The 15,328-nt window shown below is 67.0% G+C and carries 11 protein-coding genes; all 11 read left to right on the forward strand.

Annotated features, from left to right (window positions below; genetic code table 11):
* Positions 1-3,754 (forward strand): N-acetylmuramoyl-L-alanine amidase (locus tag SAS01S_RS18910; protein ID WP_174544990.1); only part of this gene is annotated, 3,754 nt, incomplete at its 5' end.
* A gap of 22 nt (positions 3,755-3,776) precedes the next feature.
* The gene (locus SAS01S_RS18915) at positions 3,777-4,892 is read left to right on the forward strand and encodes a hypothetical protein (protein ID WP_157082907.1); all 1,116 of its coding nucleotides are present in this window, start codon (positions 3,777-3,779) and stop codon (positions 4,890-4,892) included.
* Positions 4,889-5,146: a hypothetical protein gene (locus SAS01S_RS18920; RefSeq protein WP_066812433.1), complete on the forward strand. Its 258-nt coding sequence runs from the start codon at positions 4,889-4,891 to the stop codon at positions 5,144-5,146. The genes SAS01S_RS18915 and SAS01S_RS18920 overlap by 4 nt, the downstream gene beginning before the upstream one ends.
* Positions 5,143-5,985, forward strand: coding sequence for a hypothetical protein (locus SAS01S_RS18925; protein ID WP_066812434.1), 843 nt, complete (start codon positions 5,143-5,145; stop codon positions 5,983-5,985). Before SAS01S_RS18920 ends, SAS01S_RS18925 begins: the two co-directional genes overlap by 4 nt.
* Positions 5,982-7,436, forward strand: coding sequence for a S8 family peptidase (locus SAS01S_RS18930; protein WP_066812435.1), 1,455 nt, complete (start codon positions 5,982-5,984; stop codon positions 7,434-7,436). The genes SAS01S_RS18925 and SAS01S_RS18930 overlap by 4 nt, the downstream gene beginning before the upstream one ends.
* 54 nt (positions 7,437-7,490) lie before the next feature.
* Positions 7,491-9,287 carry a hypothetical protein gene (locus tag SAS01S_RS18935; RefSeq protein ID WP_066812436.1) on the forward strand — a complete coding sequence of 599 codons (1,797 nt, stop codon included), beginning with the start codon at positions 7,491-7,493 and terminating at the stop codon, positions 9,285-9,287.
* A gap of 42 nt (positions 9,288-9,329) precedes the next feature.
* Complete coding sequence (locus SAS01S_RS18940; RefSeq protein ID WP_066812437.1) at positions 9,330-10,382, forward strand: hypothetical protein; 1,053 nt, start codon at positions 9,330-9,332, stop codon at positions 10,380-10,382.
* Positions 10,383-10,412: 30 nt separating this feature from the next.
* On the forward strand, positions 10,413-11,750 hold the full coding sequence (locus tag SAS01S_RS18945) for a hypothetical protein (protein WP_218016335.1): 1,338 nt from the start codon (positions 10,413-10,415) through the stop codon (positions 11,748-11,750).
* A 10-nt stretch (positions 11,751-11,760) separates the two neighbouring features.
* Entirely contained in the window at positions 11,761-13,035 is a 1,275-nt protein-coding gene (locus tag SAS01S_RS18950) for a hypothetical protein (RefSeq protein WP_157082908.1), read from the forward strand.
* Positions 13,036-13,044: 9 nt separating this feature from the next.
* Positions 13,045-14,022 (forward strand): hypothetical protein, encoded by a 978-nt coding sequence (locus tag SAS01S_RS18955; RefSeq protein ID WP_157082909.1) that lies wholly within the window; start codon positions 13,045-13,047, stop codon positions 14,020-14,022.
* A gap of 1 nt (position 14,023) precedes the next feature.
* Positions 14,024-15,328 (forward strand): hypothetical protein (locus SAS01S_RS18960; protein WP_218016336.1); only part of this gene is annotated, 1,305 nt, incomplete at its 3' end.

The raw sequence follows: 15,328 nt of genomic DNA on the forward strand, positions 1-15,328 counted from the left end.
GCCGGCCGCGGCCTCGGCCCCTGGCGCGATCGCGCCGGCACCCGCCGCGACCGCGCAAACACCACCGGCGGCTGCAGCCGCGGGCCTCGCCTATAGCCGCACATTCGACGCCGATCCGGAGGATATGGGCATCGATGCCGCGCCCTATAGCGACGATGCCGACCCGCAGCCCGTTGCCCAGGCTGGCGCTCTTTCGCTGACCACGGCGGACTATAGCCGCGTCTCCCGGATCGCGCCGTCCCCCGCCTTCACGACGGGCCGTAACGGCACCGCGATCGATCGCATCGTCATCCACATCACCGACGCGCCGACCACTTCGAGCACGGTAAACACCTTCACCGCCGCCGGCGCGCAGGCGAGCGCGCATTATCTGGTCGGCCAGGACGGCGAGATCGTCCAGTTCGTCAACGAGGCCGATACCGCCTGGCACGCCAAGGGTGCCAATCGCCGCAGCATCGGTATCGAGCATGTCGCGATCAAGCAGGGCGGCGCCTGCTATCCGAAGCGCGGCGGCGGACAGCAATGCTATCCGTATACCCCGCCGACCGACACGCAATATTGCGAGTCCGCGGCCCTGGTCACCTATCTCTGCGACAAATACGGGCTGACTCCCGACCGCACCACGATCATCGGCCATCGTGAGGCCGATCCCAATACCAGCCACGCCTCGTGCCCCGACGGCGCGTGGGACTGGGATCATTTCATGAACCTGGTCAGCAACCGCTTCTGTGCCCCGCAGGCGACTGGGCAATCGCTCGCCTCCGCGCGGGCAATGGACGGCGGCGGCAGCACGATCGAGATCAAGTATCGCGCCTTCATTCCGTCGCCGCTGATCAAGGGCCCGCTGTCGGACTATGATCTCGGCAGTCATCTGATCGGCGGCGAGGATTTCGGCGGCGACAATCGCGGCTTCAGCTACGACCAGGGAACCAGCCGGGGAGAGATCACCGCGACGCTGACTCTCGGTGCCGACGGCAGCATCAGCAATCTGCGTACGGTCGACCGCCATTGGGGCGAATCGACCGCGTACGATTCGACGTACACCTATCACGTCAACGGGAAGCCGGACTGGTGGATGGACAAGGTCGCAGGCGGGCCGGGGCCGAGCCGGCGTGCGACCCTGGCGGCCAGCGATTCGAACCTGCGCATCTATCAGGGCGCATCGACCACCACACGCAGCATCCTGGCGATGACCAGTCAGAGTGCGGTCGTATCGATCGAAATGGCCGGCGCATTGCCACTGATCACGTCGCCCGACATCGACGCGGATATCGCCATCTATCTCAAACCGGGTGCCAACGGTCCCGAGGCGATGATCGTCGGCGATCACGACGGCTTCCCGGCGCACGAGCTTTATATCAACCGCCAGCTGGTTTACTCCTACGACCCCGTCGCTGCCGGGAAGGGGCCGGATTCGCTCCCGGCGCCGACCGATCAGGAGGTCAGTACCGGGTGGATTCCGCTGCCCGCGCTTGCCGGGGCCGCAGCCCAATCGCTCGGATCGGAATCGCACTCGGTCGCCGCGCGCGCGTCAAAGGCCTCCCCCCGGTTGTCGCATGCGATGGCGGGATCTTCTTTGGTCTTCGCTGACGTTCCCGGCCATTGGCACACAGTCGACTATAAGCAAGTCAAGCTTACGGCGGTCGCCTGGGACAATGCCCCCGACCAGCCGGTCGCGTTCGTCTTCTTCGGCCATCCCAATGTTGATTTCGACGGGTCGCCGACCGCCTACCATCCGGACGATACAGGCGACGACAATCTAGCCAATGCGGTCAGCGATGACGGCCGCTGGGTCGGTGTGGTGGCAATGTCGCCGTCCGATCCCGAAGTCGTCAACGGCCATGCCCGGATCGACCAGCGGCCCGAGCGCGACAAGAAGGGGCGCTTCCCGGTCATTCAGCAGGCGCAGAATGGCGATCCGTCGCCTGGTTACTACGTGTCGCAGACGGCGCGGGCGGCCGATCCGTCGCAGCCGCCTTACGCGCAGCGGCGCTATTTCGACGCTTCACGCATCCCTTATGGCGCGCTGTCTGGCAAGCTTCGCGATCAAGGCATGGCGCTCGGCGATTTCGGCCTCGCTATTCGTCACGACCAGACGTTGCAGAGCCCGTTCTACTTCGTCGATTCGGGCGGCGCACAGAGCTCCGCGTTGGGCGAGGGTTCGCAGAAGGTCGGTACCAACCTCGGCGGCAGCGGCCGCGGCAGCCGGTTCAACAACAATTTTCCGGTCAGTTTCATCGTCTTCCCGCGCAGTGCCTCCGACCAGAGCGGAGCGCTGGATGAGGTTGCGATCGGCTCGGGCGTTGCCGCCCAGCTTGCCGGGCTTGCCGCCGCGAGCAATGCGCGCGACCTCGCGTTGCTGATGGCGGCGAACGAAGCGGCGCCCGGTGGCGCGCCTGCGGGCAAGGCCGGGCTCGACGCTTATGCCGCCGATCCCAACCGACCGCTGCCGGCCAATTTCACGACGGTCTGCGCGGGGCTGCGTGCTTTCGGCTTCGCGCTGCCCGATCCCGCCGCAGCGCAAAGCTATGGCAGCGTCCGCGCCCTCGATGCCGATGACTGGTCGGTCAATTGGGACGAAGTATATCCGATCCCGCAGCCGACCGACAACAGCTGCTGGGCGACCGCCGCGGCGATGGTGATCGGCTGGCGCGACCGCCAGAGCGTCTCGCCTGAGCTGATCGCGCAATGCCACAATCTAACCAGCTCGCTGACCAGCGGCCTCGCGCCCGGCGACAAGCGGGCCTTCGCCAATGCGATCGGCCTGACAGTCGAACCCAATGCCTGCTACACGCCCGAGGGCTTCCGCGGCGTGCTCGAGGCGAACGGGCCGATCTGGGTCACCGCCGACGTCCCTGGCATCCACGCGATCGTCGTCACCGGCATGTATCGCAAGGACGGCGCTTACTACGTCCGTATCACCGATCCGTGGGACCGCGTCGTAGGGACGCCGGGCGCGCCGGGCAGTTACGCCGACACGCACCAGACCGGCAGCCAGTACATCATGACCTACGACGCCTTCACCACCGAGTTCGAGGCGGCCGGCAATACCGACCGGATCCAGTTGCTCCATTCGGGCGGGGCATTCGGCCATACGATCAATCGCGGCAGCGCGACAGGAGCGGGCTACGCATTCTCGCTGGGTGCCAATCCGCCGCGCCGCGCCATCGTCCGAACACACGCTCTGGCCGATCCTGTTGCGGGCGACGGCGGGTTCGGCGTTGGCACGGCACTGACCCGCCAAGCCAGCAGCAAGGACGGTCGCAGCTACGACCTTGCGCAGCTTGCCGGCATGGTGATGCCCGACAACGCGCTGGCCGGTGGCGCCGGGAGCCCAGCGATGCCGGGTGAGCGCGTGATGCTCGACGACTGGCCCTATATCGAGGGGCCGAGCGGGCGCACCCAGGCCGGCGTCGCGATCGACTGGAAATTCCAGGGTGGCGCCGTCGGCGATATCGCGATTACCCCGACGGGGGGACAGGTGCTCGACGGTTGGAGCGCCTCGGTCCGCGGCGACATCTGCCGCAATGGCTCGACCCCGGACCGCGTGAGTCTCAAGGTGCGCGTCACGACCACCTTCAGCCGCTCGGGCGAAGAAGATCAGGTCGCGGTGACCGATGTGACGCTATCGGGCGACGGCCGTCAGCAGACGCTGCACGGCGCCGACCGCGCGCCGGCGGAATCGGTCGCCCCCGCGACGCCGCCATCGCCAGCCCCGGCGCCCGCTCCGCTGCAGCAATTGCAGCCGGCCTGAGCGGGCGCGCGGGGTCAAGTCGATGGCACGCCTCATCCCTCCGCCACCGCCGGCCCGTGGCGGCTTTGCCCCGGCGATGGCGCTCGCTCGCGATGCGTTCGGGCGCGAGATCGCGGACCCCGGCGGGACGACCAACGACGGCTCGACCGACAACGTCCTGCCGACCTCCGACACGAGTAGCAACGGATCGACCGCGCCCAAGGAGAAGGCGACCGACGCGCTCGGCCGCCGCGCCGGCGCGCTGTCGGACGAAATCGACTTCCCCGCATTCGTCGCGTCGCTGGTCCACGGAACGTTCGACGCGATCGTCGACAGCTCGATCAAGCAGATGGAGAGCTTTGCGGATCTCGTCAGCGCGGTCGCCAAGCCGCTCGAGCAATTCGCCCAGGAGAATGTCACTCAGGGCCAGGCCCGCGCCTGGCTGGTCGAGCAATATCCGCACGATGTAACGCTGGTGCAGAATGGCGGTGATTATACGCTGGCTCCGTTGAAGCAGCCGGGCAGCGGCGACGATAGCAGTGACGCCGCCGCCGAACCGAGCTGGCTCGCCGACTTCGGGGAGGACGGCAACGAATTCTCGGCCGACACGCTCGAAAACAACATCCTGCCCAAGGCACGCGAACGCGTCGCGCAGCAGCGCCTATCGACCCTGTCGACCATGGTGCTGCTCGGTATGCAGCGCGTCGTCATCAAGGATGGCTCGATCGGTGCGCGGCTACGCTTCCGCGCGGCGGCGACCGACAATGCCGCGGTCCAGTATGCGACGTCGAACGACCCCGGCACCGGCGGGACCACCTGGGGCGCCCGCGGCAGCGACGGCGCGATCACCAAGGTGTCGACGGTCGGCGTCAACGCGCAGTCGGACAGCGAGCTTAAGGCCGAATTGTTCGGCGACGTGAAGATCAACTTCGCGTCGGAGACGCTGCCGCTCGATCGCTTCGTCGATGAAGCGCAGCGGACGCTGCTCGAGCGCCATAGTCGTCAGGCCGCGGCGCGACCGGCTACCGGCACCGCTCCGGTTGCGTCACCGTCCGCGTCTACCGCGCCTGCCGTGCCCATAGTCGCAACGCCTGTGCCCGCTCCGGTGCCTGCACCCAGCACGGTATCGGCGCCGGTTCCGGCGGGAGCGCCGGCATGACCGGCCGCCGTCCGCTTGGCGAATTGCTCGGCGAGCTCGCGGATGTCGCGAACCTGATGGGCGGCGGTGGCACGGTGCGCGCGCGATCGCTCGAAATGACGTTGCCGATCGACATGCGGCTGATCTCGACCGCCGACGGTGCCGAACTGCTCGGCGACGTGCCGCTGTTCATCACGCGGACCGCTTTCGACCCCGATCCCGCGCGGCTTGCGGTCACCTGGCACGCGGTGCCGGCCGATGGAGAGCCGGCATGAACGGCACCGCCACGCTCCGGCTCGAGGATTTCATCCAGGCGGTGCAGAGCCAGCTCGACAATGCGCAATCGGCGATGGCGATCAAGGCACGCAATCTCAATCTGCCGCTAACCTTTGCGATCAAGGACATCAATCTCGACCTGCGCGCGCATGTCGAGTTCACCGACAGCGAGATCCGCATCCGCCCCGCCGGCCCGGGGGAAACCGATACCAGCATGTTCCACCTGGTGTTCACTGCGATCACGCGTCCGGCGATCGAGGAGAATGCCGTGGCGATGTCGGACGATCCCGACGACCAGCCGCTCGACGAACTCGGCGACGACCTGACCAGCGACGAGCGCAAACGGCTCGAATGGGCAGGGGTGCGGACCGTCAAGCAATTGCAGCGCGCCGAGGAAAAGGGATCGGTTCATACGATCGGGCGCGTCACCAATCTGTCGATCGACCGCCTCCGCAAGGCGCTCGACCGCTCGTCCGAACCCCTGGTCCAGCGCGTCGAGCCGGTCCGTCCGGCTCCCGGAGCCGATCCCGAGGCGCCGCCGATGATCCGCGTGACCGGCCGCAACCTGGTTCGCGGCAACCTGTTCCCGCATGTCCGAATCGGCGACAAGCCGGTCTCGATCCTCAAATCCGGTCCCAACGAACTGCTGCTGGCGCCGGGGCACGACCAATGGGCCGGCGAACTCGCCGTCGCGCCCGAGCCGGCCTTGTCGACCGCGATGAGCTTCGACCTCAGCGCCTTCGCGCCCGAGCGGCGCGCGCCCGTGGCGGAGCCCGATATCCTGCCGGCAGCGATCGGCATCGCGGCGATCCCCGAACCGACGGAGACGCGGCAATGACGATCCGCGCACTCGGTACGCCCTGGGCGTCGTCCGGCGAACGGCAATACAGCCTGCCAACCAGCCTGATGGTCAAGCTCGCGCTCGGCGAGGCACCGGCGCACGTCCCAACGGTGCGCGACATTGCGCGCGGCGCGCTCGCCGCAGCGACCTCAATCGACGGCGGGCCGGTCGATCGCATCATCGGCGAGCGCGCGGGCGCCTTCCGCGCGGCGCGCTTGTTCTCCGCAGTGGGCGCACACGGCGCCGGTCACGACCATCTCGGCTATGACGCGGTCGAGCAGCAGACGGGCATGGCGCGCACGCTCGTCCTGCGCGTTCCCGCCGGCACGCCGATCGGCCAGCTATGCGAGACGCTGGCGCAAATCCCAACGGTGGAAAGCGCGACGCCCAATTATGTCGCGGTGACACCGTTCGATGCCGCCCGCGCGCTGGCCGCCCCCGACCATGACGACGGCTGGGCAGCGCGCGAGATGATCCGCCTGGCTGAGGCGCATGCGATCGAGCCGGGCGACGACGGCGTCGTCGTCGGGCTGGTCGACAGCGGGGTGGAAAAGCATCCCGAATTCCCCCGCACGTTCCGCCCCGGGTTCGACACCGTCCGGCTCGAAAGCGCCGATGTCGCGACCGGCGTGCAATTGCTCGGCGACCACCGCCGCAGCGACGGCAATCCCGAGGATCGCTTCGTCGGTCACGGCATGGGCTGCGCCGGGATCATTGCCGGTGAAGGCCTGCGCATGCCGCCCGGGCTGGGCGGGGCGTGCCGGATCATTCCGATGCGCGCGCTCGCTGCGGCGCGGCTGCCGGGCAAGACCAATGCGGTCGGGCTAGGCGCGATCAGTGACCTCGACATGGCGATGAAGCTGGCGGTCGATCTCGGCGCCAAGGTGATCAACATGAGCTTCGGCACGGACGATTCGGCGCTGGCGCCGCATAGCCCCAAACCGCATGCCGACACCGTCGCCTATGCCATTGCGCGCGGCTGCATCCTGATCGCGGCAAGCGGCAATAATGGGCGCGAGACGATCTATTGGCCTGCCGCTTATCCCGACGTGATTGCGATCGGTGCGGTTGGCGGCGACCGGCGCCCGACCGCGTTTTCGACGCGAGGCGCTCATGTCGCCCTGTGCGCCCCGGGCGAGCACGTCCTCACCACGGCGGTCCAGGGCTATCAATATGCTACGGGTACCAGCTTCGCCGCGCCTTTCGCGGCCGGCGCCGCGGCCTTGCTGGTCGCGCGCAGCCATCGCCGCGCGCGGCCGATCGATGCCGAGACCGTGCGCGACATCCTGATGCGCACCGCGCAGCCGTTCGCCGTCGGCGGTGTGAGCGGCTGCGGTGCCGGTATTCTCGACGCCGCCGCGGCACTCGCCGCACTCGACCAGGACCTCGACCGCGCGCTCGGCCAGCCGGGCGACGGGGATGACGATGGAGGCGCCGATGACGGCTGACCCGACATCGCGCCGCTGACCAGCCAATCCCAACGAATTCAAGGAGACACCAAGATGAACACGATCAATCCCGAAACCCGGTTCCGCGACCTCGCCGACCGCGAGCGGATCGCGCACGATCGCCACGTCAACACGGTCGCGCGGCTCGTCGCGATCGAGAAAAAGGGCCGCGCGCTCAGCACCGCCGAGCAGGCCGAGAAGGAATTATCGGAAAAGATCCTCGACGAGATCGCCAAGAGCCAGCGGAACAACAGCAAGATGGACGAGGTATGCGATCCGCTGTTCGTCGGCGCACGCACCTTGCTCAACACGCAATCGCTGATCAATCCCGAGTTGCGGACCGAAGTCGACGGCGGCAAATTGCTGTTCGATAGCGACGAAAACCAACCGTTCTCGATCGTCGCGCTGACAATGGGTGTCCTTGCGCTCGACGGCGCGACGCCGCCGCCGGTCACATTGGTGTCGCAGAACACCAACAAGACCGGCATGACGATCGCTGCCGGCGGCAAGGGCAATGGCCTGACGATCTATCCGAACGTCAGCCATCCGCTGATGGACAGCTTCACGCGCCAGTTCTTCGCCGCCGTTGGGGAAGCGCGCAGTTATGGCGAACTCGCCGACCGCGTGCTGATGCTGCTAGCCCGCGAAGGCGATCCGGACGGGCGCGGCGGGGACGCGCCGGGAATCAGCACCGCCGAATATGCGTCGGTGCTGCGCGGGCTGGCCCAGCGCAAGGTCACAATCAATGAGCCGCAGTTGCGCCGCCGGGTCAACGAAGTGCTTGATCAGGTCCAGAATATCGGCGGTGAGGACAGCATTGCCGATCTCGGCATCGATTTGCCCGATCTCGAGGATCTCGCCGACCAGACCATCGTCGCCGAGAATGTGCGCGTGATGGGGCCGATGATCGTCTCGGCGATGTTCGAGGAGCTAAAAGTGTTCCAGGTCGTCGACCGCATTGTCGAGCAATTCCAGCACGGCATGCTGCCGATCGGCCCGGGCAATGCCGGCAAGATGCTCTATCGCTACTGGCGCGAGGCGCCCAACCGGATGTCCGAGCAGGAGCGCAAGAACTTCGCCGCGATCACGCTCGGCATCCCGGGCGGCGACCCCGGCGGGATGGTCAATCGCGAGTTCAACGATCTGTGGATCCGCTTCGTCTCGTCGGTGTCGTCGTTCATCCGCCAGAGCGAGGTCGACCAGTTGCTGCGCTCGGCCACGCCGAGCCCGATCAGCCACCAGCAAGTGCGCAAGGCGGCCCGCGATCTCGCCGGCAACCTCTCACTCCACGGCTATGGCATGGCGCATTACGCCGCGCGCGAGATTCAGTCGCAGGTCAAGTTCATGATCGGCCTGTTGCAGGACCCCGAGATTCTCGGTTCGTACGGCGCCAAGGACATGTGGCAAGTCGTCGACCAGGTCGCGACCTATGAACTGGGCGGGGCCAAGACCAGCTCGCGCTATCGGACGCTGGCGACGTGCGGGACGATCATCACGGCGTGGCTCGCCAACAACGTGGTGCGGGTCAATGCCGCGACAGGGCCGATCATCGACATCGACCAGGTGCGCAACCCGGACGTTGCCGCGACGCATCGTTCGACGATCGATCCGACCGACTACGACCTCGTCAACGCCTGCGAGCTGTGGCTCGCCGACACTGCGACGACCGACAGCCAGATCGAGGAATTGTCGCAACCGCGCGAGGCGCCGCAAATGACGTCCAAGCCGATCCAGATCCCTGCCATGGCCCGCGACATGCTCGACGGAATCGGCGACCTCGGGGTCGGGCTGGGGCGCGGAACGCCGGCGCATCCTGCTTACGCCAACGGCCATGGCTACCGCCCGAATTGACCTCGGGCGGTCGTCCACCCTCGAACGCTTGAGGAACAGACAATGCCATTTCCTTCACGAGACGCGCCGCTGGTGCAGCGGGTCGAACACCGCCTAAAGAGCGCGGCGCGCGCGCTGGGTACCGCCGATCCGTTTGCACCGTCGCGCGACCTGTTCATGCGGACCTTCGCCTATCCCGCCGACGATCCGCGCTATCGCGACAACGCGCTGATGCCGATGGCGGCACCGTTCGAGCCGAGCTTTTCGGAAACCCAACCGGGCAAGCTGCGGTTCACGATCGAACCCTTGCCGCCGCAGGCATCGTCGATCGACCGGCGCGACGAATCGACGCGCGAAATGCGGCGTCTGGTCGGCAGTTTCATGGGGGGCGACGCGCTGCGCTGGTTCGACCAGGCGAGCGAGCCTTATCGCGGCTTCGCACGACCCGGCGGCAACCTCGATTACGGCGCGTTCTTCGGGTCGAGCTTCGACCGCGACGGGCTCTATGCGTCGAAAATCTATTACGAGCTGCCTGATGGAGGCGGGATGATCGATGATATGCCGATCAGCCTAGGCCGCATCGTCCGGCCGGCGCTGCAATTGGTGCCGGGGCTGAAGCCGCTGTTCACGACGATGGCAGCGCAGCGCGACATGGGCGGGCAGCGGCTGACGTTCGCCTGCACCGAGCCGTTGCGCCTCGCCGACCTTCAGCCGGTGATGGACGTGCTCGGGATCGGGCATCGCCTGCCGGGTATCATGCAGATGCTCGGCCTGGTGCTCGGCGGCCGCTTCGAGCTCCCCGCCCATGGGGCGCTCCTCGCGTTCGGCGAAGGGCCCAACGGCCCCGATTTCGAAATCTACGTCCTGCTCGCGGCGATCCCCGACGTGCCGCCCAGCTTCCTCAGCCTGCTTACCATGGGGCTTGCCGAGCGGCCGCGCGGGCTTGCCGCGCTCGAACGCTGGATGGGCGCGTTCACGCCCGAAGACGAGCATTGGCCTGGCCGCTTCTCGATCGTTAGCCTGCGCACCGACGCGACCGCGCCGCCGCGCGTCAGTCTGTATCTGCGCCCGGTCGAGTTTGAGTTGCCGCCTGAGGCGCTGCAAGTCGCCGCCTGACCCAAAAGACGCTTTCCAGCGAGGTTCGCCATGTATGCCGCCGCCCAATCGATCGCTCCGCCGCCGCCCAGCCGGCCCGCTGGGTCGACGCCCGACCCGCACGTGCGGCAAAGCGTCGCGCAGCTGCTCACCCAGTCGGACGCGTTCCGCCAGATGTCGCCCGGCGACCAGCAGGACATTGCACGTAACACCGCGCTGATCGCAGACTATCTGGCGAGGCCCGAGGGGATAGAAGGCAATCGTATACCCGGCGGGCTTGGCCAACCGGCGGCGCAGGCGCTTGCCGAGGGCGACGACAAGGCGGCCGCGGAGGCGAGCTGGCAGGAACGCAACGCGGCGGTAGATGCGATCGGCAAGGACGAGTTCAAGGCTGATGCCGCGACCGCCGCGGCGAACACCGCCGGCCTGCTGCTCAACCAGGTCCAATTCCCGTCGTTCGTCTCGGCGCTGATCAGCGGAGTCTTCCAGTCGATCACCAAGAGCTCGATCGAGCAGATGCAGGCTTATCAGGAGATGATCGCATCGGTTGCCAAGTCGCTCCACCAGTTCATGGACGACAATGTCTCGGACAATCAGGGGCGCGACAATATGGTCGACCAGTTCCCCGATCTGTTCCAGATTGGCCAAAGCGACGACGGCTGGGGCGACCAGCCTGCGGGTCCGAAGCTCCAGTTGCGCGAGGGCGTCGACGAAGGCGAGGCGCTTAAGCAGGTCAACAACAAGCTCCAGTTCGAGAACGGCGCGCTCAAGAGCCTCGATCTGTCCGACGCCAACGTCGAAAAGGCGCTGATCGAGAACAGCCGCATACAGCTTGCGCGCCAACGCCAGCAATTAATGGCCAGCATCGTGCTGATGGGGATTAACCGCATCGTCGTCACCGACGGCAAGATCTCGGCGAAGATCATCTATGACGTCCGTGCCAACGACACGATGTCGAAACGGCGCACTGCAAGCGCCGTCGACATGGCGCGCGACCGATATGGCAACGTTCAGCAGACGTCGTCGGGGTCGGGCAAATATGACAGCGGTGGAAAGCGCGACTACAGCCGCAGCGACGGCAATACCGATTACAGTGCCGATTATTACGCCAAGGGCGAATATCAGTACGAGAACAAGCCGATCATCACTGCCCAGACCGCGGCTTCGGAGGCGTCGACCGCCGCCCTCCAGACCAAGATCCAGTTGTCGGGTGCGGTCGACGTCAATTTCAAGAGCGACTACCTGCCGCTCGACAAGATGGCGACGCCGCAGATGATCGCCGCAATCCAGGGCAATGCTACCCCGGCCGACCCCAATGTCGTGCCAAGTCCCCGTGCCGCGCCAGCCGCTACGCCGGCTCCGGCGCCCGCCCCGGCTCCGGCTGCTTGAGGGGCGCGCCATGCTCATCGCTTCGCCACCGCGCTCCTCGCCGTCATTGGGCGGTCTCCCGCCGACCAGCGCCGAAGCGTTCGACGCTACGCGCCCCGAAGTGCGGCGGCTGCTGACCGCGATCCCGTCCTTCCTCGACCTGCCCGATCACGAGCGCAAGAAGATCGCTGCCGACACCGTCCGGGTCCTGTCTTACATCGCCGACCCCAACGGCGTGCGGTCGGAGATCGCCGGCCGCGAGGCGCGCGGCGAGATAGCGCCGGTCGGGGCGGCATCCGTCGCGCCGATCGCCGGCGCGCTCGCCGATCCGGTCGAGGATACCAAGAAGGCGCTGTCGAAAAGCCCGGGCTTTGCCGGCAAGGATTTCGTCGCCGGCGCCACCCAGCAAGGCGTCGAGCAATTCGGCCAGATGGTTCAGAAGGTCGATTTTCCCAAATTCGTCGGCGGGCTGATCAAGAACGTTTTCCAGGCGATCGTCGAAAGCTCGATCGAGCAGATGCGCGCCTATGGCGAGCTGATCGCCAACGTCGCCAAGACCACCGACCAGTTTATGCGCGACAATATCGGCGAGGCGTCGGGGCGCGATTATCTCGCCGATGCCTATCCCGATACCCTGTCGGTCGGCACCAGCAGCAATGCCGACAGTTTCGCCGATGGCGACACCGCCGCGCAGCCGCCGCCGCGGCTTGAGGCCACGGGCGAGGATGCGGAGGTTCGCCTCGCCGAGATCAGCCGCGACATGAACGTCAATCCCCCGGTCACCGATCTCAGCGACGCCAATGCCGAATTGCGGCTGGTCACCGCTGCGCGGCTGCAAATGGCCAAGCAGCGCCAGCAATTGCTGTCGTCGATGGTCATGCTGGGGATCAACCGCATCGTCATCACTGACGGGTCGATCAACGCCAAAGTCATCTTCGACATGCGCGCGAGCGACACCGCCAACCGCCATTACACCGCGTCGATGAACGACCGGTCGGCGCAGAAATACAAGGAGAGCATGAAGGCCGAATATGGCAGCTGGTACACGCCCTATAGCGCCAGCGCGGCATTCGAGGCGACGCAGGAACATGTCGCGACGGTGGGCTCCGCGCTCGACGAGACCAGTGAGTCCAAGGCCGAGGTCAAGGCCAAGCTGTCGGGCGAGGTTCGGGTCAATTTCAAGAGCGACTATCTGCCGCTCGACAAGATGGCGACGCCGGAGATGATGTCGGTGATCCAGGGCAATTCGACGCCGTACAACCCCAACGCGAAAGCCGCCACCACGCCCGCGGCGGGAACGCATTGAGCCATGGGCGTGTCCGCCATCGCCCCGATCGCCGATGCCCAGCTTGGCGCGGCGTTGTCGACCGGCGAACGACTGGTGGCGCGCGCGACCGCGCCGGGACTTGCCTTCGCGCTCGATCAGCTTGGCGATATCGACATTCCCGATGCCGCGGCCGATCGCGTCGACAAGGCGCAATTGCGCGCCCTGGCCTCGCTCTATCTTGCCGCCGATCTCGAGCCCGCCGGGATAATCCCCGCGGTAGAAACGCTTGCGGGCCTGTCGGCCACCGGCGCGACGACACTGGATCTTGGCGGCGCGGAGAAATTGGTCGCGACATGGTGGCGCCATCGCAATGAACGCGTCAGCGCGGCCGAACGGGGCGCCTTCTTTTCCCGTCTGTTCGGTACCTCGACCGGTCCCGCGGCGGCCGACGCCGACCGCAATTTCCAGTTCGAGGACCGCATGCTCGAATTGTGCGAGTCGCTCTACAAGCTCGACGCATTGTCGGCGGGCGATCCTTATGGCGGCAGCGCGCAACAGGCGCGAGTGCGCGCCGCCGTGCGGGCGCTGGTCCAGAACCTCGCCCAGGCGAGCGGCGGGATCACCGCGTTCATGGCGGGCGAGATCGTCCAGATGCTCAAAGACGCCTTCGCGATCGTGGGCCATCCGGACCTGCGCCATGCCTTCGGCGCACGCGACGTGTGGGATGTGGTGACGGGCATCGCCCGCGCCGCCCATCAACAGCCGGTCCAGCCAACCCCCTATGTCCATCGCGGCAAGGCCGGAATGACGGTGATCGCCTGGCTTGCCGATATCGCCGACCAGGCGTCGGGCGCCGCGCCGCTGGTCGCCGTCGGCGATGCGGTGGTAGGCGCGGCCGCCGACTGGATCGAGGCGACGCTCAGCATCGGCGAAAGCGTCGCGGGGGATTCCTCTCCCGCCGCCGCGATCGCGCCGCCCCCACCGCCACCGCCTGCGAGCTCGGCCTGGGCCGCACTGGGCGGCTGACATGGCGTCGGCCGCCTTCCTGGCGCCGGTGCCGGGCACCCGGCCGGACCGAGCGGGTGCGCGCGACGATGTCCGTCACAATGTTCGCGCCTTGCTGTCGACCCAACAGGGATTCAACGCGCTCGACCAGACCACGCGGCGCGACCTTGCTCGCGGCCTGGTCAAGATCGGGTCGGCCGCGCTCGACCATGACGACCTGCAGGGCGGCCGCCGTCCGCGTCCCGTGCTGGCGTTGGCGCAGAATGCAGGCTCCGAATTTTCCGGCGTCGCCGTCAATCGCGTCGCCGGCACGACCCAGGCGGTGCTCAACGCGGTATCGTTCCCGCGCTTCGTGACCGAGCTGATCACCGGCGTGTTCAAGGCGATGAACGATTCGAACCAGCAGCAGCTCACCGCCTTCGTCGAGCTGATCCGCAATGTCGCGCAGACCACCGAGGGGTTCGCCGACAGCAATGTCGGCGTGGGCGGCGCGCGGCAATGGCTTGCCGAGCATTTTCCCGCCTCGTACGAAGTGCAGGGGGGCGACGACAGCGACGGCATGCCCGAGGATCTGAGCGGCCTCAGCCCCGACGAACGCCGCGAGCGCCAGGCAGAGATCGAGGCGGAGCGCGCCGCTTCCACCCGGCTGGCGCTCAAATCGGGAGCGCAGCCGCCATCCGAGGCGATCCTGCGCAGCACGCTCGGCATCCCACCGGGAGACCCGGTGCCGCCCGGATCGAACCCCGAAACGCTCGTGCCGTTCGTGCAGCAGACTCTGGCGCGTAACCGCCAGCAATTGCTCGCGACGATGATCCAGATGGGCCTCCAGCGCATCGTCATCGAAAGCGGGCGGCTCAACGCCGCGATGAACTTCCACATCGATGCGACCAGCGCGGCGACCAATGACCGTGGCTCGCAATTCGACCTGCACAATACGACCAACGCGAGCGTCAACGCCAAGTTCGGGCCGTGGGGCGCGGAGGCCAAGGTCCAGAATACCATCGGCTACGTCACGACAGATCGCACGCAGACCACCGAGAACATGCACACGGACGTCAATCTGAGCAGTGGGGTCGAACTGGTGTTCCGCACCGATTACGTCCCGCTCACGCGGCTGGCGGGCGTCCAGGATGTCGAGCGAATCCGGGTCAATACGATCAACCCCGATGCAGAGGCGGCGCGGATCGCCAGCGACCGCACCGCGCGGCAGACGGCGGAATCGGCCGACGAGACAGCTCGCGCCGCGCGGTTGGATGCCGGCCTACGCCCGGCGCCCGCACCCCCGGCGCCCGCACCCCCGGCGCCGACACCTGCCCCCGCGGCTGCC

Source organism: Sphingomonas asaccharolytica NBRC 15499 (assembly GCF_001598355.1).
Classification (GTDB): Bacteria; Pseudomonadota; Alphaproteobacteria; order Sphingomonadales; family Sphingomonadaceae; genus Sphingomonas; species Sphingomonas asaccharolytica.